8 protein-coding genes and 1 pseudogene are annotated in these 22769 nt (G+C 51.1%); 8 read left to right on the top strand and 1 reads right to left on the bottom strand.

Going from position 1 to position 22769, the window contains the following annotated elements; genetic code table 11:
* The first annotated feature begins 4 nt into the window (after nt 1-4).
* From IDH41_RS25335 to IDH41_RS25300, 8 genes and pseudogenes are all read left to right on the top strand, one after another.
* Nucleotides 5-1342: an FAD-binding oxidoreductase gene (locus IDH41_RS25335; RefSeq protein ID WP_190866192.1), complete on the top strand. Its 1338-nt coding sequence runs from the start codon at nt 5-7 to the stop codon at nt 1340-1342.
* A 36-nt stretch (nt 1343-1378) separates the two neighbouring features.
* On the top strand, nt 1379-2503 hold the full coding sequence (gene hppD / locus IDH41_RS25330) for a 4-hydroxyphenylpyruvate dioxygenase (protein ID WP_190866133.1): 1125 nt from the start codon (nt 1379-1381) through the stop codon (nt 2501-2503).
* An 18-nt stretch (nt 2504-2521) separates the two neighbouring features.
* Nucleotides 2522-3706 carry an aminotransferase-like domain-containing protein gene (locus IDH41_RS25325; protein WP_190866131.1) on the top strand — a complete coding sequence of 395 codons (1185 nt, stop codon included), beginning with the start codon at nt 2522-2524 and terminating at the stop codon, nt 3704-3706.
* A gap of 6 nt (nt 3707-3712) precedes the next feature.
* A complete protein-coding gene (locus tag IDH41_RS25320) occupies nt 3713-4441 on the top strand; it encodes a thioesterase II family protein (protein ID WP_190866129.1) in 729 nt (242 codons plus the stop codon).
* Nucleotides 4435-6834: a non-ribosomal peptide synthetase gene (locus tag IDH41_RS25315; protein ID WP_190866127.1), complete on the top strand. Its 2400-nt coding sequence runs from the start codon at nt 4435-4437 to the stop codon at nt 6832-6834. The genes IDH41_RS25320 and IDH41_RS25315 overlap by 7 nt, the downstream gene beginning before the upstream one ends.
* A 56-nt stretch (nt 6835-6890) precedes the next feature.
* A pseudogene (locus IDH41_RS25310) lies at nt 6891-16289 on the top strand (amino acid adenylation domain-containing protein); the annotation flags it as partial.
* Nucleotides 16290-17044: 755 nt separating this feature from the next.
* A complete protein-coding gene (locus IDH41_RS25305) occupies nt 17045-18361 on the top strand; it encodes an MFS transporter (protein ID WP_190866123.1) in 1317 nt (438 codons plus the stop codon).
* Nucleotides 18358-19074, top strand: a complete 717-nt coding sequence (locus tag IDH41_RS25300) for a 4'-phosphopantetheinyl transferase family protein (protein ID WP_190866121.1) — start codon at nt 18358-18360, stop codon at nt 19072-19074. The genes IDH41_RS25305 and IDH41_RS25300 overlap by 4 nt, the downstream gene beginning before the upstream one ends.
* A 668-nt stretch (nt 19075-19742) precedes the next feature.
* Here the strand turns inward: IDH41_RS25300 and IDH41_RS25295 are convergent.
* The gene (locus tag IDH41_RS25295) at nt 19743-22748 is read right to left on the bottom strand and encodes an NHL domain-containing protein (RefSeq protein WP_190866119.1); all 3006 of its coding nucleotides are present in this window, start codon (nt 22746-22748) and stop codon (nt 19743-19745) included.
* Between the last annotated feature and the right edge of the window lie 21 nt (nt 22749-22769).

The following is a 22769-nucleotide window of genomic DNA, read 5'->3' as shown; positions in this document are numbered from 1 at the left end:
CAAAATGATTCGCGACCCAAAACGTTTGAGTACGAGTGAGGCTATACGTCAGCAGCACGGCCGGGATCTTACCTCTTATCATGCCGGGCGTTTTCCTGACGTGGTTCTCTACCCTAAGGACAAAGAAGAGTTAAGAGAGATTATCGCTTATGCCAATCGGATCGGATGCCCTATCGTGCCTTTTGGACTGGGAACAAGCGTCGAAGGACAAGTCGTTCCCGTTCAAGGAGGAATCAGCCTAAATTTCACCCATATGAACCGGATTTTAGAGATTAGAGCAGATGATTTTGCCGTACGGGTGGAACCGGGCGTGACGCGAATGCAGCTTAATCGCGAGCTGAAGAAATATGGACTCTACTTTCCGATTGATCCGGGAGTCGATGCGACACTGGGAGGCATGGCAGCTACCAATGCCAGCGGCTGCAGCGCAGTACGTTATGGATCGACAAGAGAACAAATTTTAGGAATGGAAGCTATCTTGGCGGATGGTTCACCCATTCGGACCGGGAGCTTGGCCAAAAAATCTTCGGCAGGCTATAACTTAACCCAGCTGCTGGCGGGATCGGAAGGAACGCTTGCCGTATTTGCAGAGCTTACTTTGCGCGTATACGGGCTGCCGGAGACATTTCTGTATGCGAAAGCGGTTTTTCCCGATTTGCAGCAAGCTTGCAAGGCTGCGAATCGAATGCTGTACCGTTCGATTCAACCGAGTAAGATCGAGCTGGTAGATGCGTATACGATTCAGGCGATCAATTCTTACAAACAGACGAAATATGAGGAAAAACCAACCTTGTTCCTAGAGTTAAGCGGTTGGAAGAGCGCGGTTACGGCTGAAGTGGAACGAGTCAAAGAAATCATCCAGGAGGAGGGAGCCGGTGCTTGGAGCCATACGTTCGATGAATCATTCGGCGAGCAATTATGGGATGCCAGGCGACATGCGGCTCTTGCCATAGCGGCATTAGCACCGGAGAAGAAATTAATGACGACGGACGTATGCGTTCCCTTATCCGTTTTGCCGGAAGCCGTAAGCTTTGCCAGGGAAGTCATGCAAGCGGAGGACCTGCAAGGCGCTATTCTCGGACATATCGGCGACGGCAATTATCATGCGGTGTTTCCGATTGACCCGTCTGTTCCGGAGGAAGCGGCGAAAGCGGCGAAAGTCAATGAGCGGATCGTTCGCTTCGCGCTGGAGCGCGGGGGAACTTGTTCGGGAGAGCACGGCATCGGACTTGGAAAAAAGCAGTATCTCACCGAAGAGCATGGAGATGCCGTGCCGTGGATGAAAAAAATAAAAGAAGCGTTTGATCCGAACCATATTTTGAATCCAGGGAAAATCTTTTGATGAGCAAAGATGAATTGGACAGAGGAGGAGAAAGAGATGAGCAATACAAAGGTGGAGCTGAAAGCGGACCAATTCGTGAGCGACGTGTTTCCGATCGAGGATATCGATTATGTGGAAATTTTAGTGGGGAACGCAAGACAGGCTGTCTTCTATTATAGCAAGCTGTTCGGTTTCCGAATCGCCGGGTATAAAGGGCTGGAAACGGGCCACCGTGATGTTTGTTCCTATTTATTGCAGCAAGGCGAGATCCATCTCGTCCTTACTTCCGCCTATGAGCCGGAGCATCCAATCGCGAAGTTTGTTCATACGCATGGGGATGGCGTGAAGGATGTTGCGTTCCGCGTCAAACAGATCGAGAAGCTCTATCAAACGGCGATTGACAATGGCGGAATTCCAATCCAGCCGCCTCAGGTCATAGAAGATGAATATGGCAAGGTGACAATGGCACGGATCGGCGCATATGGGGAAATGGTTCATACGCTGGTTGAACGTACGGAATATACGGGATTCTTTTTACCTGACTTTAAGGAAGTCAATCAAAGCGTTTCTTCCTACGACACTTGCTTAACCCGCATTGATCATCTTGCCATTAACGTAGAAAACATGGACAAATGGGCGAAATATTATGCCAACGTATTTGGTTTCCATTTGTTGAACGCCTTCAATAAAGACGATATAAGCTCCGATACTTCTTCCTTGATGACCAAGGCGATGCAAAACGATACGGAACGAGTGAAATTTCCGATCGTAGAGCCTGCGCCGGGAAAAAAGAAATCGCAAGTGCGGGAGTTTCTTGACTATAACCGGGGGGATGGGATCGGTCATATCGCGGTTGAAACAGACGACATTATCAAGTCTGTCGAGAACCTGGAGAAAAACGGACTGAAATTTCTCTATACGCCGGACGCTTATTATAACTTGCTGCCTGATCGCGTAGGCGAGATCGATGAATCGGTCGATAGCTTGAATCGGCTTAATATTCTGGTTGACCGGGATGAGGAAGGTTATTTGCTGCAGATCTTTGCTCAACCGATGGAGGATCGTCCGACCCTCTTCTTCGAAGTGATTCAACGGAAAGGCTCGCGCGGCTTCGGAAACGGGAATATTAAAGCTTTGTTCGAAGCGGTGGAGCGCGAGCAATTAAAAAGAGGAAATTTATAGAGGCAGGGAGAGATTCGTATGGCTCAGCGGTTAGCGGCTTGGACGCAGCGGACGAAGCGTTCCGCGTTACAGGATATGCTTGAGTTAACAAGCGGTCCGGAGTATATCTCGTTTGGCTTGGGCTTGCCGAGTACGGAGTGTTTTCCGGCGGAGCAACTGGCAATTTCGGCGGGGGAAGTGCTGCTCCGGCAATCGGATCCTCTGCAGTACGGTCCTCCGACGGAACGGCTGAAGCGGCAAATTCAGCTGTTGATGAGTGAGCGCGGCGTTACGTGCAGCACTTCGCAAATTTTTCTCACTGCAGGGGCGCAGCAAGGTATCAGTTTATTGGCACGGCTATTGCTGGATCCCGGCAAGACGATATTGACCGAAGAAGTGACCTATACGGGATTTCTGCAAGCAGTGGAGCCTTATCAACCGCGGATTTTGACTGTACCGACCGATCCGGTCATGGGGATTGATGTGGAACAGGCGGAGAAGGTATTGCAGACTGGGGAGCGTCCGGCTTGTATGTATGTGATCCCGAGCGGTCACAATCCGCTTAGTTATACATTGAGCAGAGAAAAGCGGCAAAGGCTGGCTCAACTGGCGGCGGATTATGAAGTGCCGATTATCGAGGACGACCCCTATGGCTTCTTAGCCTATGAAGATAGCGAGATTCCGGCGGTCAAGTCGTTTCAACCCGATTGGGTCTATTATGTCGGATCATTTTCCAAAATTCTTGCGCCCGGCTTGCGATTGGGCTGGATCGTTGCGGGCGGGGAGATCGTCGAGAAGCTGTCTATCGTGAAGGAAGCGGCTGATATTAATACGAGAACGCTAACGCAGCAGATTACCGCCAACTTCCTTCAAAAAGACGAGTTTACCGAGCATCTTCAGCATTTGCGTCAGGAATACCGTTCACGGAGAAATAGTATGATCGATCATTTATATACGCAAATGGGGGACTATGCATCGTGGACAACCCCTTCGAGCGGGCTGTTTATTTGGGTTCGTTTTCCCGAATCGGTCGACACGATGGAGCTGTTCAGAGAATCGATCGCGACGGAGAAGGTCACCTTTTTCCCGGGCAATATTTTCGCCGTCAATGAAAGCCAAATGGCTGCTTCGTCGGTCCGGTTGAATTTTTCATTTAACAACCATGACAAGATCGAAGAGGGGATAACGAGGTTGTCCCGATTGGTGAATAGACATAGGAAGTGAATGAGCATGGAACGGAAAATAAGACTGTATTGCTTTCCTCCCGCCGGGGGAACGGCACAAATTTATTACAGCTGGTTGAAGTATGCGGATCAAGCGATCGAGCTCGTACCCATTGAGTTGTCGGGGCGAGGGAGGCGGCTTCCTCAGCCGTTATTAACGAATATAGCGGATATCGTAGAAGATGTATGTTCCATGATTCAGCCTGACATCGGGCAGAAGCCTTATATGCTCTTTGGTCATAGTATGGGGAGCTTGATTGCCTATGAGCTTTCAAGAAAGCTCATGCAGAGTGGAAATCAAGGCCCCTTGCATGTTTTTTTCTCGGGGAGATCCGTTCCGCATCAGCCGGCGAACAAAATACGGCATCAATTACCGGACGAGGAGCTGAAGAAAGAGATTTTCCAATTCGGAGGAACTCCCAAGGAGCTGCTGGATGATCCGGATTTTATCCGTATGTTTCTTCCGATTATCCGGGCCGATATGAAAGCGGTAGAAACCTATCGGGCGGAGGAGGAGATTGCCCCATTACCCTGTAACCTCTCCATTTTCAATGGAAAACGGGATCATTTGATTACTAATCTGGAAGAGTGGAGGAACTATACAACCGAACAAATCGAGTATCGGTTCTTTGAAGGGGGTCACTTTTATCTACTCGACCATGACCAAGAAGTCGTGGATCTCGTCAATCAAAGAGCGCTTGAATGCGTGAGGCAGATGAGGAGGGAATTATGTTAACGACGAAATGCCGATGCGTTACCTTTCGTTTTTCAAGTGAGCTTGTTGAAAAGCTTATTTCGTTTAGCCATACAGAACGAATAGAGCTTCAAGCTCCTTTGCTGACAGCCTGGGCCGGTTTATTTTATCGCTATACGGGACTGGAACAGATCGTTGTCGGCATCGGGAGGGAAGGAGAGCAGGACAAGGCGGTTCCGTTAGCTGTCGATTTTTCGGAGATAAATGGTTTTCGCGGCCAAGTAAAAGCGGTTCACGCGATGCTGCAAACCGTTTTATTCGATCGGGATGAAACGACTTCTGTATTTACCTGTTCGGCTCTTCCTTCTCTTGGCGGTCTGCAGGGAAAAAGTACAGTTACGCTGGAAATTGCGCGAGAAGGGACAAAATGGACAGCGTCGCTGCTCTATCCTGAACATGATTTCGAAGAAGCCGCGATTAGGCGTATGTCAGGACATTTGCTGCAGTTACTCGCGGGTTATATGAATCAACCGGAAGTCCCAATGGACCGAATTCCGCTGCTTACCGGGCAAGAAGCGGCGCAGCTGCTGCTTGAATGGAACAGCGCCGGAACGAAGCCGGCGGAGAATCCATGTATTCCGCATTGGTTCGAAGCACAGGTCAGGCGGACTCCCGATGCGGCGGCTATCGTCCATGACACAGACAGGCTCACTTATGCTGAACTGGATCAACGCGCGAACCGGGTAGCCCATTATTTATTGCAAAAAGGGATTGGTCCCGAGACCTTGATTGGCGTGCATATGGAACGGTCGATAGACATGGCGGCCGCCATCCTGGGGATTTTGAAAGCTGGAGGAGCTTATGTCCCGATGGACCCCGCGTATGCGTCGGAGCGGCTCTCCTATATCCTGGAGGATGCGAAAGCTCCTCTATTAGTAACCCAAGAGTCCTTGGCGGAAGCTTTCGCCGGGCGAGATATAGAAGTGGTGTGCATGGACCGGGATCGGGATGCCATTAGGGAGGCGGGAAGCCATCCTCCCCGTATTCCGGCGCCGATTCAAGGGGATCATCTGGCGTATGTCATTTATACTTCCGGCTCTACCGGGATACCGAAAGGCGTTGCCGTCGAGCATAGCAGCGTCATTGCTTTAATGCAATGGGCTCAGGAAGTCTATACGCCGGAGGAGATGGCCGGTGTATTAGGCTCTACTTCGATTAATTTTGATCTGTCCGTGTTTGAAATGTTTGTCACCTGGAGTATGGGCGGAACCTTGATTTTGGCCGAAAATGCTTTACAGCTCCCTCATCTGCCGGCAGCCGGCGAGGTCACCTTAATCAATACCGTGCCGTCGGCGATCCGGGAATTGGTAAGGATGAAGGCAATCCCTGCCTCCGTGCGGACGGTGAATTTGGCCGGCGAACCGTTAAAGCGCGCGCTTGTCGAACAAATCTATGAAATAGAAACGGTGGAGAAGGTCATCAATCTATACGGACCTTCAGAAGATACCACCTATTCGACTTTCAGCTATGTCGATCGAGGGCCGGAGCTGCCCGTTTTTATCGGTCGTCCGATACCCAATACGCAAGCTTATGTACTGGATAAACACTTGCTGCCCGTTCCGGTCGGAGTGCCGGGAGAGCTGTATTTGGGCGGAGCGGGGTTAGCGCGGGGGTATTGGAATCAGGAGGAGCTTACGAAACAAAAATTTATTTCGAAGGTATGGCGCAACCAATCGAATGAACGATTATATCGCACAGGCGACCTGGTCCGGTATGCGGCGGACGGCAACCTGGAGTACTTGGGCCGAATGGATCACCAAATCAAAATACGGGGATTTCGGATTGAGTTAGGAGATATTGAATCGACTTGCATGAAACATCCCGATGTGCAGGAAGCGGTGGTCGTTGCCAAGGCATTCAACTCGGCTGATGATTTACGATTAGTCGCCTATTTTACGACCAAGACGGAATATTCCCAATTGAAAAGAGAGTTAAAGATTTATTTGCAGCAAAAATTACCCGACTATATGATTCCGTCTTATTTCGTACCGCTGGAACAAATCCCATTAACGGCTAATGGAAAAATCGATCGCGGGGCTCTGCCTCAGCTGGAGATGATTCAAGCATCCCAGGTTGCTCCACGAAATGAAACGGAAGAGAAATTGGCTGCGATTTGGCGCGACGTTCTACAGCTGGAATCGTTGGGGATAGAGGATCCGTTCTTAGCCGTAGGCGGTCAATCGATATTGGCGGCACAGATCCTTGTAAGGATGCGTTCGGAATTTCAAATCGATTTGACTCAGCGAATGGTGTTCGAAGCCTCAACGATTGCCGAGCAGGCGCAAGTCATAACGGAAGCGCGGAAGCAAGGGATAAGAACGGCTTCCAATGTCATCGTTCCCCGAGACCGGGTGGCACGTCATCTTCAAGGATAAGGAGCAGCAAAAAAATGAACGAACAACATCAACCATACTATGTATTTCCGGCATCGGATGCTCAGCAGAGCCAATGGTTTTTCCGTGAAATGGCTCCCGATAGCCCCTTATACAATCTGCCTTATCTGATCCGTATGCAGGGTGTCTTAGATCGAGACGCTTTGGAAAAAAGCTTGCAAGCCGTTGTTGACCGGCATGAATCGCTTAGAACTTCATTCCGTATGGAGCAGGATCGACTGGTTCAAGTCATTGCTCTCGAACGATCGATATCGCTCCCTGTCTCCCGCCTCGATCGTTCAACCGGCATGGATCAGGAAAGCTGGATTCAAGCTTGGGCGATGGCGGAAGCCAGCCGATTGTTCGATTTGCAAGACGGTCCCTTGCTTCGAGCACACCTTCTGGAAGTATCGCAGGATGAGCATTATCTGGTCGTTACCATGCACCATAGCATTACAGACGGCTGGTCGATGGCTGTTTTTATTAAAGAATGGCTGGCCTTTTATCGCCATTTCGTTGAAGACCAGCCGATCGGCTTAGCTGAACCATCGCTTCAATATGCAGATTTTACGGAGTGGCAGAGAGAAAGATACGAATCGGGCGAATGGGCGGACCAGCTCGCTTACTGGAAGCGGCAATTGCAAGGCAGTCCGGCAGCCTTGCCATTGCGGGCAGATCGACCCCGCCCGCCCGTGCAAGCCTATCAAGGAGCTTCATATTCCTTCTCTATCGGCCCGGAACGGACAGAGGCCGCGGCAGCCTTCAGCAGAGAGGAAGGCGTTACGTTATTTATGACTTTATTCGCGGCGTATCAAACGCTGCTCTATCGTTATACGGGACAGGACGATCTGGTCGTGGGGACCCCGGTCGCGGGCCGAAATCAAGCCGGAATGGAAGATTTGATCGGTTTTGTCGCGAATACGTTAGCGCTGCGGAGTCAAATTGGAGAAGGCTGGTCATTTAGGCAATTGGTCGAGCACATTCGTCATGTCACGTTAGACGCCTACGATCATCAGGAAGTTCCGTTCGACAAAGTGGTCGATGAATTGCAGATTGAGCGGAGCGCCGCCCATTCGCCGCTCTTTCAAGTGATGTTTGTGTTGCAAAATATGCCGGTTGCGGCATGGGAGCTGCCAGGCGTTACCTGCACCCCGGTGTTGCTTCATAACCGGACGGCAAAGTTTGATTTGACTTTGACTATTGCGGAAGAGACGAACGGATTAACATGCTCCTTCGAATATAATACCGCTCTCTATCGGGAAGAGACGATTCGGCGCATGGCCGGTCATTTCGAACGATTGCTTCGGCATGGAACGGAAGCCCCGGATCAATGGCTGACCCGATTACAGATGGTCACATTGGAGGAAGCGGCGCAAGAAGCCGCCCGAATGAAGCAAAATAAACGTTATTTTGATACGGAACATGCGATTCACCAATTATTCGAGAAACGGGCTGCCCGTACGCCTCATGCAATTGCCGTTGTCTTTGAGGAGAAAGCCTATACCTACCAGGAACTGAATGAAAGAGCCAATCAATTGGCTCATGAGCTGGTGCAACGAGGGGTTCGTGCAAATTCGCTTGTCGGGATTTGCATGGAACGTTCTTTGGATCTGATTGTTGCGATTGTCGGCGTCTTGAAAGCAGGAGGGGCTTACGTTCCGCTGGATCCGAAGATTCCGTCCGACCGGTTACAATTCATCCTGGGGGATTCTCAGGTTAAGGCCTTATTGACTCAGAGCGAAGTGAGCCGAAGCTGGCCGTCGCTGACCGTGACGCCGATTCATCTTGATGCGGATTGGGAGAAGATCAGCCGGCAAAGCAAGAATAATCCGGAGCTGCCGGTGTCTGCACGCCAACTGGCTTATGTCATTTATACTTCCGGGACAACGGGCAAGCCCAAAGGCGTATTGGTCGACCACGGAAATGTGACGCGTTTGTTTGCCGCTACGGAAGATTGGTATCGATTTACGGATCGCGATGTATGGACGCTTTATCATTCGTATGCCTTTGATTTTTCAGTGTGGGAGATTTGGGGGGCTCTGCTCTATGGCGGAAAATTAGTAATTGTCCCGTTCTGGATCAGCCGTTCTCCGGAAGATTTTTATCAGCTGCTACAACAGGAACAAGTGACCGTGTTGAATCAGACGCCGTCTGCTTTCCGGCAATTGATCGCGATGGCCAGAACAGACCCGGGCCGGAAGTTAACCTCCTTGCGCTATGTCATCTTCGGCGGAGAAGCGCTCGATCTTCAAGGCTTGCGCCCTTGGTTTGAGCGGTATGGCGATCAAACGCCGCAGCTGGTCAATATGTACGGGATCACGGAAACGACGGTTCATGTTACCTATCGCCCGATTACCTTGGCGGATCTTGAAGAAGGGCAAGGAAATGTCATTGGCATTCCGATTCCCGATTTGCAGGTATACGTATTGGATCGGCATCTTCAGCCTGTACCTAAGGGTGTAGTAGGCGAAATGTATGTCGGCGGAGCAGGTGTCGCTCCCGGGTACTTACGGCGGCCCGAATTAACGGCGGAACGATTTATTATCAATGAAGCCGGAGAACGGCTCTATAAGACAGGCGACTTGGCCCGTTATTTGCCAAGCGGCGAGCTGGAATACCATGGACGAATGGATCATCAAGTGAAAATCCGCGGTTTCCGTATCGAGCTGGGGGAAATCGAGTCGGTCCTTAGCCAATATCCGGGCATTCGCGAAGCGGCTGCAGCCGTGAAGGAAGATGAGCAGGTCGGAAACCGGATTGTCGCTTATGTGGCAGGGGAAGAGGCCCGATTATCCGAACGGATGGATGATCTTCGTCGTTATTTACAGGAGCAATTGCCTGATTATATGATCCCTGCGGCATTTGTTGAAGTAAGCGCCATTCCGCTCAACCATAATGGAAAAGTGGATTATCGCGCTTTGCCGGCGCCTGATTTTACAGCTGTTCCAAGAAGTTATGTCGCTCCCCGCACGGATTTAGAGAAGAAATTAGCTGCAATCTGGGAGCAGGTGCTGCAGGTTCAACCGATTGGCGTTGAAGATAATTTCTTCGAAGCGGGCGGCGACTCCATTTTGAGCATTCGAATTTTGGGCGATGTGCGAAAGCTGGGGTATACGCTGACGGTGCAGGATCTATTTCGTTACCAGACTATTCGCGAATTAGCTCCTATCATTGAAAGTTCAAACCGGATGGAAGATCGCCTGCCTGTCACTGCACCGTTCCAGCTGATCACGGAGGAGGACCGTACCCGTTTGCCTGCGGGTGTTAGGGATGCCTATCCATTGACCAAGCTCCAGGAGGGAATGTTATTTCATAGCAGTTATCGGCAGGATGCAACGACTTATCTCAATGTTTCTTCATACCTCCTGAAGGCTCCCTTTCATCTGCAAGCATGGGAGCAAGCGATTGCCGGCTTAATGAACGATCATTCCGTATTGCGTACTTCGTTTGATTTAACCCAATATACCCGCCCCCTGCAGCTGGTACATGAAGAGGTGGAGCTGCCTTTCGAAGTGGTTGATTTGCGCCATCTGTCGTCACCGCAGCAAGAACAATGGCTCACAGACTGGAAGGAGAACAAAGAAACGGCTTCCTTCGACTGGACCAAGGCTCCGTTGTTTAAAATCGTGATTCATCTCCGCTCGGAGGAGACCTTCCAGTTCACCTGCATCGAACACCATGCGATATTAGACGGATGGAGCGTGGCATCTTTATTTGCCGAGGTATTCCGACTTTATGTCGCCTTTATGAATCGCAAAGAAAATAAGGGGCAGGCGCCGCAAGCCGAATTTCGTGATTATGTCGCGATGGAAGGAGAGGCGCTGCGGTCCGAGGAGCATCAACGGTTTTGGAAAGAGCAAGTCTCCTCCTCCCCGTTCCATGAGCTTCCCCGTTGGCACAAAGCCAAGACGGAGCAGCGACACCAAATCCGCGAAAGGGGAGTCGAGATTCCGCTAGCTGTATCCGATTCGGTGAAACAGCTTGCCAATCAGCTGAAAGTGCCGTTAAAAAGTATATTGCTCGCTGCCCATTTCCGTGTGCTGCAGATGGCTAGCGGACAGTCGGAGGTCGTTTCGGGCGTGCCGTTTAACGGACGAACGGAAGGCCATGACGGCGAAAGAACGCTGGGACTTTTCCTCAATGCCTTGCCGTTTGGAGTTGCCTTGTCCGGCGGTACCTGGACGGATCTCATCCATCAAGTCTTTGAACAGGAGCAATCCTATTTGCCGTATCGTCGTTATCCTTTGGCGCAAATTCAGCAGGATTCGGGCGGAAGCCCCTTATATGAAGTGATCTTTAACTTTACACATTTTCATATTCTTGATTCCTTGCAGGATTTGGACGATTTCCATGTGCTGGCGTTTTCCGAGAGAACCTATAATAACTTTGCGATGTCGGCAGAGTTCAGATTAGATCGGTCTGATCACCTGCAATTATTAATCCAATGGGATCATACGCAGTTCTGTGAAGAACAAATGGCTTTGATATCCGGTTATTATCGGAAGGCATTGGAGTCCATGATTCAAGATCCTATGGCACGTTATGAAGAACAGGACTTAATGACGGAAGCGGAAAGAAATCGGATTGTCACGATATTTAACCCGCCGGAGTCAGAAGAAGAGTCGGCTGTATTGCGGTCCAAGACCATCCATCGATGGTTTGAGGAGCAAGCGGCAAAAACGCCCGATCAAAGCGCCGTTGTTTATGAAGGAATGCAACTGACTTACCGGGAGTTAAATGAAGAAGCGAATCGATTGGCGCACAGGTTGCGGGCAAAAGGGGTTGTACGGGAATCTATCGTAGGCATTATGGTGGAACGCTCCATCGAGATGGCTGTCGGAACGCTGGCTATTCTGAAGGCTGGGGGGACTTACTTGCCTATCGATCCCGAGTATCCTGCCGAGCGAATCGAATATGTGCTTGAGGACAGCCGAGCATCCTTGCTATTAACCAAACCGGAATGGATCGGGCGCTTCCATTACGCAGGCGAAGTGATTGATTTATGCCATCCGTCAGACGAGGCAAACTATCCGCACAATTTACCGGATGTGAACGATCCGTCAGATTTGGCTTATATCATTTATACGTCGGGTTCAACGGGAAAACCAAAAGGGGTGATGGTCGAGCACCGCAACGTCCTTCGACTAGTCATCCAGCAAGATTTTATTGACTTTATGCCAGGTTACCGCCTTCTGATGACAGGCAACTTTGCCTTCGATATCTCCACCTTGGAAATTTGGGGTCCGTTATTAAACGGGTTAACGCTCCATTTGCTAAGTAAAGAGAAGCTGCTGGATCCTGAACAAATAGAGCGTGAATTAGCAGACAATCAAATCGATATCGTCCATCTGGTCTCCCCTTTGTTCAGTCAATTATCGCAAGGGAATCCGAAGATGTTCTCCACGGTCCGGACGTTGTTGGTGGGCGGAGACGTCGTATCGGCAAGCCATGTGAACGTGGTGAGAAAGCATTGTCCGAAGCTGAAGGTGATCCATTCGTACGGACCGACGGAAAATACGACGTTTTCGACAACCTATCAGGTGAATCGCGATTTCGATTCTTCTCTTCCTATCGGTAAACCGCTGCGCCACTCCACCGCCTATGTCGTTGATCCAAAGACGGAATGGCTGCGTCCGGTCGGCGTACCCGGCGAGCTGTGGGTTGGAGGAGAAGGCGTTGCCCGAGGTTACTTCAATCAGCCTGAAATGACGAAGGAGAAATTTATCGAGAGCCCGTTCCAAGCAGGGGAGAAACTATATAAAACAGGCGATCAAGCCAGATGGCTCCCCGACGGTACGCTTGAGTTTCTCGGACGGATCGATCAGCAGGTCAAAATCCGCGGTTACCGGGTGGAGCTTAGCGAGATCGAGTACAGCTTATTGCAGCTGGAGAATGTGAAAGAAGCCGTCGTCATCGCAAGAGGAGAGCAGCATGATAAATATTTGTGCGCCTATGTGATCGGCTCGGAGCCATTATCCGTGTCCGATCTGCGCGAGCATGCCGCCGAGTCGTTGCCTGCGTTTATGATTCCCAGCTATTTTGTACAGCTGGAACAAATCCCGCTGACCGCGCACGGCAAGGTCGACCGCAAGCAGCTGCCGGCACCGCAAGCCGGAGGCTATCTTGAACAGGAGTGGATCGCGCCTCGCAATGAGTGGGAGACCAAGCTGGCCAGCGTATGGCAAGAAGTATTGGGGCTGGAGCGGATTAGCGTCCGGGCATCGTTCTTCGCGCTGGGCGGTCATTCCTTGAAGGCAACCATTCTTGTCAGTAAATTGCGCAAGGAATTACAAGTGGAAATAGAGATCAAACATATTTTTACGCATCAGACGGTTGAAAGGCTGGCTCAGTTTGTCATGCAGGCGGAAGTACGGCAGTACGAGAACATTCCAGTCGTTGAGCCGCAGGAGTACTACCCGGCATCCTCCGCGCAGAGACGAATGTTCACCTTGGATAAGATTGTAGATAACAAACGGCTGTATAACATTCCTATTGCCGTTAGGATCAGGGGAAATGTAGATCGGGGACGATTCCAGGAAAGCTGGCAGACGCTGGTTGATCGGCACGAATCGTTACGCACCGGCTTCGAGCTGGTTCATGGCGATGTCGTACAGAAGGTTCATCCGACCGTTCCATTCACGGTCGATTTCATGCCGGTTTCATCTGAAACCGAAGAAGCTTGGATACAACAGCTGGTAAACCAATCGTTTGATTTAAAACAAGCGCCGCTCTTTCAAGCGACCGTTCTGGAACGTACGGCAACGGACTTCATTCTTGTCCTGAATATGCATCACATTATTTCGGATGAAGCCTCGATCGGAGTCATCCTTCGCGAGCTCATTGTGATCTATGAAGGACGTCCGCTACCGGAGCCAAAAATCCAATACAAAGATTATGCCTCCTGGCACAATCAGCTGCTGCAATCCGAAGCCATGAAGCAGCAAGAATCCTATTGGATGAACCAATTTATAGATGAGGTGCCCGTTCTGCAATTGCCGACAGACTTCGGGCGTCCCGCCGTTCAACCATTCGACGGGGCTTCCGTATCGTTCGTTGCGGACTCTTCTGTCATGACCGGTTTAAGGAAACTGACGCAATATACCGGCACGACGAGCTATATGGTTCTATTGGCGGCTTTCAACGTGCTGCTGGCCAAATATAGCCGTCAAGAGGATGTGATCGTCGGTACGCCAATCGCCGGCCGAACGCACGCGGATGCAGAGAATGTAGTCGGAATGCTTGTCAATACGTTGGCTATCCGTACGAATCCTCGAAGCGACAAAACCTTCCTGCAGTATGCAGGCGAGGTGAAATCGCAAGCATTGGAGGCGTATCGTCATCAAGATTATCCGTTCGATTATTTGGTCGATCGGTTGAAAGTAAAACGGGATCTCAGCAGAAATCCGTTATTCGATGTCCTGTTTTCGATGGAGTATCCGGCTATTCCGCAAAGCGGCACCGATGAAATCCGTTTTGAGCCTTATGAGGCGCCTTATCCGTTCGCCAAGTTTGATCTTAGTTTATATGCGCAAGAAATCGATGAACAGCTCCGGTTTACTTTCCAATATTCAACGAGGTTGTTTACTAAAGAAACGATGGAACAGATGGCCGAGCACTACCGGCGAATTCTTCAATCCATCCTGGCCCGGCCGGAGAAGAGCTTGGCAAGTATCCAAATGATAACCGATAGGGAGAAACAACAGATCCTCTTCGGCCTCAATGAGACGGAGGCAGCGGCTCCGGCCGATCGGACCATTCATCAGTTATTCGAAGAACAGGTGCGCCAAACCCCGAATCGGATAGCCGTTGTTCATCGCGAGGTCAGCTTAACCTATCTTCAAGTAAACGAACGAGCCAATCAGTTGGCGTGGCTGCTTCGTCACGAGGGAGTAACGGCCAATACGATCGTGGGATTGATGGTAGAGAGATCGGTTGAAGCGGTCGTCGGCATTCTGGGCATCTTGAAGGCAGGCGGAGCTTACGTCCCGGTGGATCCGGAGCTGCCAGCGGAACGAGTCCGCTATTTACTGGAAAATAGCGGCGCTCCTATGTTGATTACGCAAAGCAGCTTGCCGGATCCAGCCGATTACAAAGGCAAGAGGATCGATATTCATGATCCAACGCTTGCCAAACAGCAGGTAACGAATCCGGAGAGCGTGAATCAGCCGGACGATTTGATGTATGTCATCTATACATCCGGCAGCACGGGCAATCCAAAAGGCGTGATGATCGAGCATCGGAGTATGGTCAACTATGTCGCCTGGTTTACGGAGACGGCGAAGCTGACCGCTGACGATCGTACGATTCTGCTCTCCTCGTATGCCTTTGACCTTGGCTATACCAGCTTGTATTCCTCTTTATTAAACGGATGCGCGATTCATATCGCCGATAAGGACCTGGTGCGGATTCCGGAGGCGTTATTAGCCTACTTGGGCGACCATCGCATTCGTTTTATCAAAGGGACGCCGTCGCTATTTCGCATGATGCTGCATGCCTCTTTCGAGCATTGGCGGAAAGCGTGTGAAACGCTGCGATTAGTGGTACTGGGCGGTGAATCGATGAATGCGGAGGAAATGAGAGGCTTCCTTCAATCGTATCCGCATGTTCAAGTCATGAATCATTATGGACCGACAGAAGCCTGCGTCGGCGCAATTGCAGGGTTCGTAGATCCGGAGCAATTGGCGGATCGAGTCGGTATACCGGTCGGAAGACCAATAAACAATACTAAAATATACATTCTGGATTCGGAATTTCAGGCTGTGCCCGCAGGTGTACCCGGCGAATTGTTTATCTCGGGAGCGGGGCTCGCGAGAGGCTATCTCCATCGTCCGGAGCTGACGGAAGAGAGATTTGTAGCCAATCCTTTTGTGGATGGAGAGCGAATCTATCGTACCGGAGATATCGTACGGTTATTGCCGGATCGAAGAGTCGAATTCCTTGGTCGTGCCGATCATCAGGTGAAAATCAGAGGCTATCGGGTAGAGCTTGAAGAAGTCGAAAGCCATTTGCTTCTTCACCCGTCGATTCGTCAAGCAGCGGTCATCTGTAAAGATAGTCAATCGCTTGTCGCCTATATCGTCACGGAGGAAGAGCTTACCCTTGCCGCGCTGCGGGATTATTTGGCGGAGAAAGTACCGGACTATATGATTCCGGCACAATTTGCGGTATTGGATCGGATCCCGCTTACGCCAAACGGGAAAGTCGATCGGCGAGCCTTGCCTGAAGTCGCGGGAATCGCATTGGAAGCCCCGCCTACACCGCCATTCGATCAAATCGAACAAGATCTCGTTCAAATCTGGGAGCAGGTGCTCGGGATTAAGGGGGTAGGAACGCATCATAACTTCTTTGATATCGGCGGGAACTCGATGTCGTTGATCCGGATGCATAGTCTCATTGAACCGGTGTATGCCGGCGTGACGGTGATCCATTTGTTTGCTTACCCGTCGATTTCGAAATTAGCGGCGTATATTCGACAAACCGCCAGCCAGGATCAAACATCGAATATAGAAGCAATCCCGTATCCTGAAGACTACTTCGCTGCGGACCAAGGATTAAAGGGTACATTGAATTTCACCATTGAGGGCGAATGGTTTGCGTCCATACGAGATGCTGCCGAGAGCATGCGGCTTAATCAATCGGTAGTCATGCTCGCTCTGTTCCTCTATCTGCAAGCCGAGCTTACGGAGCGGGAACAAATCACGATCCCGGCGATTACAGGCTGGGACGGCAGGATCCATCTCGTAACCATCGATTTAAGGAAGATGGAGAAGCTGTTGGACCTGTTCCGAATCGTACAGGATCAGGTAGAAGAAGCGGCTTCCCCGAAGGATCCATCCATGGATCCGGCGTTTATGAAGATCGCGAAGGATGAACATGCTTTGATCCCTGGATTTATGAGCAGTAGCGCTTCTGCTTCAGAAATGAGATTCGCGGAGATGTGCGACCTGCTTCTAGTGCTCCACGAGCATCCAACCCATCTGTATGCGGAGTGTATGTACAATGCCCGTTTAAACAAAGCGAAAATAATAGAAATGATGCAGCAATACATGCAAATCGTCCAATCTTTAGCGGAGCAGCTTGAACCGAGCAAAGGATAAACGCCGAGGCGATAAGGACCAAGACAGTTCTTCATGGATGCCCTCTCAAGCAGGATGGGCAGGAAGTGGAGAACTTGTCTAGTCCCTTTCTTGCAAAGAAGGTGGGAGATAAGAAGATGAATTTCTCATTATTTAGACAACGCAGCTTTGCGTTATTAATTATTTCGGAGGCTACCTCTTTATTCGGCACCTTCTTTTTGAATGCGGCATTCGCCCTCTATGTGTTGAACCTGACAGGATCGGCGGAGAAATTTGCGGCGGTCTTAGCGCTGGGGATGGTTCCCTATCTCATCGTGGGTCCGATTGCCGGCGTATTAGCGGATCGATTCGACAAGAAAAAATGGATGATTCTGCTGGATGTATTGCGAGGCATGCTTTGTATTGGCTTATTTGTCTTTAGTTTATTTGAGACGATCACGATGCCCTTTATCTATTTCACGGTCTTATTTATATCCACTTGTGAAATCTGTTACGGTCCTGTATTTATATCTCTGCTGCCTAGCGTAGTAAAGGAAGAAGAGCTTGTTTCCGCCAATTCATTTGAAAAAACGATTAACGAAACGATGAAAATCCTCGCCCCTTTTCTTGGAACCCTTGTCTATAGCTTGGTAGGAATCGGACCTGTGTTATTGGTTAACGGGTTTACTTTCCTGATCTCCGCTCTGGCCATCTTCTTTATGGTCATTCCGAAAGTAGAGGGCGTAATATTCAGACAGATCCATTTGTTTAAAGATATGTGGGAGGGGTTTAAAGTCTTTTTTATAGACAAACGATTGACTTCGATCGTTTCCAATGCCTTTTTGACTCACTTTTTTATGTATCCGTTTATCTTATTGGGCTTTCCTTATATCATTGTAACGATACTAGGCGGCAAGGAGACCGATTATGGGATCGTAGAAAGCATTTCAACGATAGGAGCGATCCTTGCGATCTTCATTGTGCCTCCGATGAAGAAATTTGGCGTAGCCAACAATATCGGAATCGGTATCCTGGGCATGTGCGTGCCCGTTATTCCGTTATTATTTTTAGGCAATCCGGATTTCATCCAACTATTGAAGGACAGTGACTATTATCCTGTCTTATTTTTCGGTCTGATCAGCTTCCTGCTGTTCCTGGCCTTTAGTTTTTATCTGGTCTTTTTTGCCACCTTTTATCAAACGGTGGTGCCAAGAGAACTCTTCGGCCGATATGGAGCGGGAATGATGCTGTTGAACGGGTTGGCCAGATTGTTCGGATTTCTGATTTTCGGTTATTTATTCAGCCTGGATTCCTTATTGTATGCCGTTATTTTCTTTGGGACCGGTATGCTGCTGAAAATTGTCGTACATATCCCGTTTATGGTCATTACGAAGAACCTGGAACAGCAACGGAAGCAAGCGGCACAAGGGAAAGAGAGGGTTGGGACTCAATTGGGAGCGGGTGCGAACGAATGAAAGTGAAGTCAATCCTGAACGTATACTGGGTACAAATCCCCGAGGAGATCAGCTTATCGGATTGGATAGATGATTTCGATCTGTTGGATAAAGAAGAAAGAACGATCTATGAACGGTATCGGGTCGATTATAAAAAAATCGAATTTTACACCGGAAGATTGCTGTTGAAAAAGTTGCTGGGGCAGAGGCTCGAGATTCAACCGGAGAAGGTAGCCTTTGAGAAGAATCCATTCGGCAAACTATATTTGCATCCAAAGCACGTCAAGGAAAGGGGGATCGATCCCCTATTTTTCAACTTGTCCCATTCGAAAAGGATGGTGACCTGCGTGATTTCTTCTATCGACGAGGCGGGCATTGATGTGGAAGGGATAACCCAAAATCCTCTGGATGTCATGAAGGTCGTCTTTGTGCCTCGGGAGCGAATGCTTATCGAAGGAGAGATATCCCATGCCAAGAAGGTTGAGGCGTTCTATAGAGTCTGGACACGCAAAGAAGCCGTGATGAAAGCAGTTGGCAAAGGATTTTCGCTTTCACCCTTGTCCTTTGCCGTACCCGTTCACGGAGAAAGAGTAATGGATGAGCATTATCACTACTATACCTTCCAGCCGATTCATGGCGAAATCATTTCGATTGCCGTACGCAGAGAAGATGAGGTCGAGATCGAATTTGAATGCAACGAAGTTGCGTTTTCCTGTCTGTATGCCAGTGGATAGCCGTTCGGGTCTGTCCAGATGAAAATAAAGAATTAGACTGGAGTCATTGATTTGACGCGTTTTTTGAATTGAAAAATCGTCAGATTTTGAAAAAAGAGTTTTAGACTGATCCATTAAAAGAAACAGCTGCGGACCAAGACTTGAAAAATAAAGACTTAGACTGCTGCTGGTATCATTCAACTAACGTCCCCGTTAGCGGAATGACTTGACTTTTATCTAAGGAACAGTTACCCAGACGAGTTGTAAAGGCACGTCCTAGGCTTTCCTTTTCAGGAGGTTTTTCTTACGGCGAAGGGATCGTGATTTCCGAATATCCATCCGTATCACTGGACTCACTCTTAAATGAACAACGCATATATGGAAACGTATCATTATCAGTTTTTCGATAACTGCAAACCGCATGCACTTTATATAAATCCTTGCTCAAATATGCAGGCAATTCACCAGCATTGGCAGCGAGTCTCTCTACCTCGCCGTTGGCATGGCATTGCTGCCAAAATCCCCCCGGGGTAGTCGGTTCTTCGCCACCTCCGCTAGTGTGAAACACTCTCTCAATACCAAATACTTGGAAAGCCTCCTTGGTTTCATCCTAATAACAGAGCAAGCCCGTTCAACCGGAGACGGGCGTTGGCCCAGCCGTCCGATAGAACGGGCTTGCGGGAACCGGTTTACGGTTCCGGAATGTACTTCTCCGTGCCGTCCTGCTGCTTCTCGTATGAATGGTCCATGGATGCTTCCTGGATATAACCGTATGCCCAGTGGGCTTGCGTGACATCCGGCCATTGCTGCGGCGCTCCGATCAGCGGTCCGCGGCCCAGCAGCCTGTCGAGCATCGTGACCGCCTCGGCGCGGGTCAGCGACGAATTCGGGCGGAACGTGCCGTCCTCATACCCGTATACGATACCTGCCGCATTCGCTTTCTCGATGACGGCTTTCGCCCAACTTCCTTCGGTATCGGTAAATCCCGCGCTTGCGCCCGTTACTTCGGGCAGCAATGGGGCGATCGCGCTCGCCATCTCCGCCCGTGTGATCGTCGCGTCCGGCTTGAAGATGCCGTCGGGATATCCGATCATGAGGCTCATGCCGGAGGCGCGGTCGATGTACTCCTTGGCCCAATGTCCATCCCCCACGTCCGGGAACTCTCCAGGCGCCGCATCCTCATCCCGGTCGAAAACCCTGACCAGCATCGCGGCGACTTCCGCGCGGGTTACGTTCCGGTCTGGAGCGAACGTCCCGTCGGCATAACCGAACAGAAACGCTTGATGCACCGGATTCATCCAACGGATGACGGTAAACGTGCCCGTTTTGCCGGCGGAGACGGGAAAGCGGATCCCAAGCCGATCTTCGCCGTCATATGGGACGATGCTTCCTCTCGCCAGCTCCTTCGTACCGTCGTCATACAACGCGAAGACCGCGACTCTCTTCAGCTGTTCGTCGTTAAGCGTCGCACCGGTCAGCGGCAGAATCGCCTCGTATCTATCGCTGGTCGCGTTCGATCCGATCGTCATCGGACGGCCGACGGTTTCGACCGTGCCGCCTCTCGCGGCTTCGAGTACGAGCGGATCCGTCGTTGCCAGCCTTTCGATCGATGCGAGGTCCTCATCCCAGGCCGGTTCGATGCGGAAACGAAGCCCGTCCGTGACCCCTTCGAACGTTGTATCCGGAATGACGACACGCGCCCGCGTCGCTGAAATCTCCATCCGGATCTTGCTTTCGGACAGCAGATCGGCCGAAGCCTTCGGGAACTTCGCAATTAACTTTGCGTCCCTTTCCTGGACATCCGTAATCAGCATTTTCGCATAATCGGACTCGAGCGTCTTCAGCCTTTCGACTGCATGGGCCGCCTGATCTCTTGTCAGTTCGACTTCTGCTTGCCGGCGTCCGTCGGCATCGGATGAACGCAAGATGTATGCGGTCGATACAATGGAACCGCTGTTGCCGTCTACGACTTGAACCGTAGGCCGTCCGGATTCGGAACCGGAGTCCGGCGTCGAAGGCGCTTGCGGTGCGCGCGGCGTCGCGCGCGCTTCGTTCGAAAATCCGCTGGCTCCTGCGGCGTTATGCGCCTTCACCGCGAAATAATAAGTCGTATCGTTGACAAGACCCGTCGCCGTATAGGTCACTCCCGTCACCGTGGTCAACGGCAAGGGGTCGTACGCACCGGATGCAGTGCCGATATAAAGGCTGTAATAGACGGCTGAAGTGACACTGTCCCAGGTCAAAGACGCTTGGCCGTTTCCGGGAGAAGCCCTGAAATTGGCGGGAGCATTGGGAGGGTTCAGACTCCACTGGGCGTAGACGGTCACATTTCCGCTCACGACGGTCGTCGCGTCGAAGACGGTTCCACCCCCGTTCGGCAGCGTATTCCAGCCCGCGAACGCATAGCCGGGACGGGTCGGCGGCGCGGGGAGAGCTGCCACTGTGTCGCCGTCCGTCACGATCAAGGTCGAGGGAGTCGCCTCCGTATCCCCGCCGTTCTTTCCGAACGTGACCGTGTGGGTAACCGCTTCAAGCTTTTTGATCTTGTGGTTGCCGCGGTCCGCCACAAACAGGTTCCCGTTATGATCGAGATCGATCCCGAGAGGGACGCGTAATTGCGCCGCCTTTGCCGGCCCGCCGTCACCGGAATCGCCGAAAGTGCCGGTCCCGGCAACGGTCGTGATGATGCCGGTCGGACTTATTTTCCGAACGATGTGATTGCTGTTCTCCGCGACGTATAGCGTTCCGTCGTCGTCTACGGCGAGTCCGATCGGGTTCCACATATTGGCCGCCGTCGCCGGACCGCCGTCGCCGGAATAGCCGGCAACTCCCGTGCCGGCCACCGTACTGATGTTCCCTGACGTTTCTACTTTCCGCACCCGATTGTTATTGAGGTCCGCGATGTACAGATTCCCGCTGTCGTCAAAGTCAACGGAATACGGAGTATTCAACTGCGCCGAAGTCGCCGGTCCGCCGTCCCCCGAGAAACCTGAAGCTCCCGTCCCGACTACCGTGGTGATGATGCCTGTCGTTTGATCCACTTTCCGAATGGTATGATTAAAAATTTCCGCGATATATAAATTGCCGGCGCTGTCCACGGCAACATCCACCGGATTGTTCAGCAGGGCCGAAGTCGCCGGTCCGCCGTCGCCGGCATAGCCCTGAGCGCCCGTGCTCGAGCCGGCCACCGTACTGATGATGCCGTTCGTATCCACCTTGCGTACGCGCTCGTAGCCGAGTTCCGTTATGTACATATTCCCTGCGCTATCGAAGGTCACGCCCCCAGGGAATCGCAATGTAGCCGAAGTCGCCGGTCCGCCGTCCCCCGAAGGGATGCTCCAGTTCGCCTCGACCCCGGGCCTTCCGGCTACCGTCGTGATGATGCCGGACGTATCCACTTTCCGAATCACATGATTCGACGAATCCGCAAAATACAGATTTCCGGCTGCGTCTACGGCAATGTGGTACACGATGTTGATATGGGCCGAAGCTGCCGGCCCTCCGTCTCCGGAGAAGCCCGGTGCACCTGTTCCGGCGATCGTGTCGATCGTATAGTTCTCCGCCGCCGCGTAAGCGCGGCTCCCCCAGTCTGCCGGCAGCAGGGGAACCATGCCGTTCACCGACATGACCACAAGTACGATTAGAAGCAGCTTGACTGCTCGTCCTTTCCATGTTTGCATATTGGCTCTGCTCATCATTCTCCTCCGTTCTTGAAA

The sequence above is a fragment of the Paenibacillus arenilitoris genome, assembly GCF_014705655.1.
Lineage (GTDB): Bacteria > Bacillota > Bacilli > Paenibacillales > Paenibacillaceae > Pristimantibacillus > Pristimantibacillus arenilitoris.
Note: the sequence above shows the minus strand (reverse complement) of the source record. Positions and strands in the feature narration are given on the sequence as shown.

What these genes read in the sequence shown, in the direction of transcription:
- IDH41_RS25335 (WP_190866192.1), top strand. Translation starts at nt 5, where the DNA reads ATGATTCGCGACCCAAAACGTTTGAGTACGAGTGAGGCTATACGTCAG.
- hppD (WP_190866133.1), top strand. Translation starts at nt 1,379, where the DNA reads ATGAGCAATACAAAGGTGGAGCTGAAAGCGGACCAATTCGTGAGCGAC.
- IDH41_RS25325 (WP_190866131.1), top strand. Translation starts at nt 2,522, where the DNA reads ATGGCTCAGCGGTTAGCGGCTTGGACGCAGCGGACGAAGCGTTCCGCG.
- IDH41_RS25320 (WP_190866129.1), top strand. Translation starts at nt 3,713, where the DNA reads ATGGAACGGAAAATAAGACTGTATTGCTTTCCTCCCGCCGGGGGAACG.
- IDH41_RS25315 (WP_190866127.1), top strand. Translation starts at nt 4,435, where the DNA reads ATGTTAACGACGAAATGCCGATGCGTTACCTTTCGTTTTTCAAGTGAG.
- IDH41_RS25305 (WP_190866123.1), top strand. Translation starts at nt 17,045, where the DNA reads ATGAATTTCTCATTATTTAGACAACGCAGCTTTGCGTTATTAATTATT.
- IDH41_RS25300 (WP_190866121.1), top strand. Translation starts at nt 18,358, where the DNA reads ATGAAAGTGAAGTCAATCCTGAACGTATACTGGGTACAAATCCCCGAG.
- IDH41_RS25295 (WP_190866119.1), bottom strand. Translation starts at nt 22,748, where the DNA reads ATGAGCAGAGCCAATATGCAAACATGGAAAGGACGAGCAGTCAAGCTG.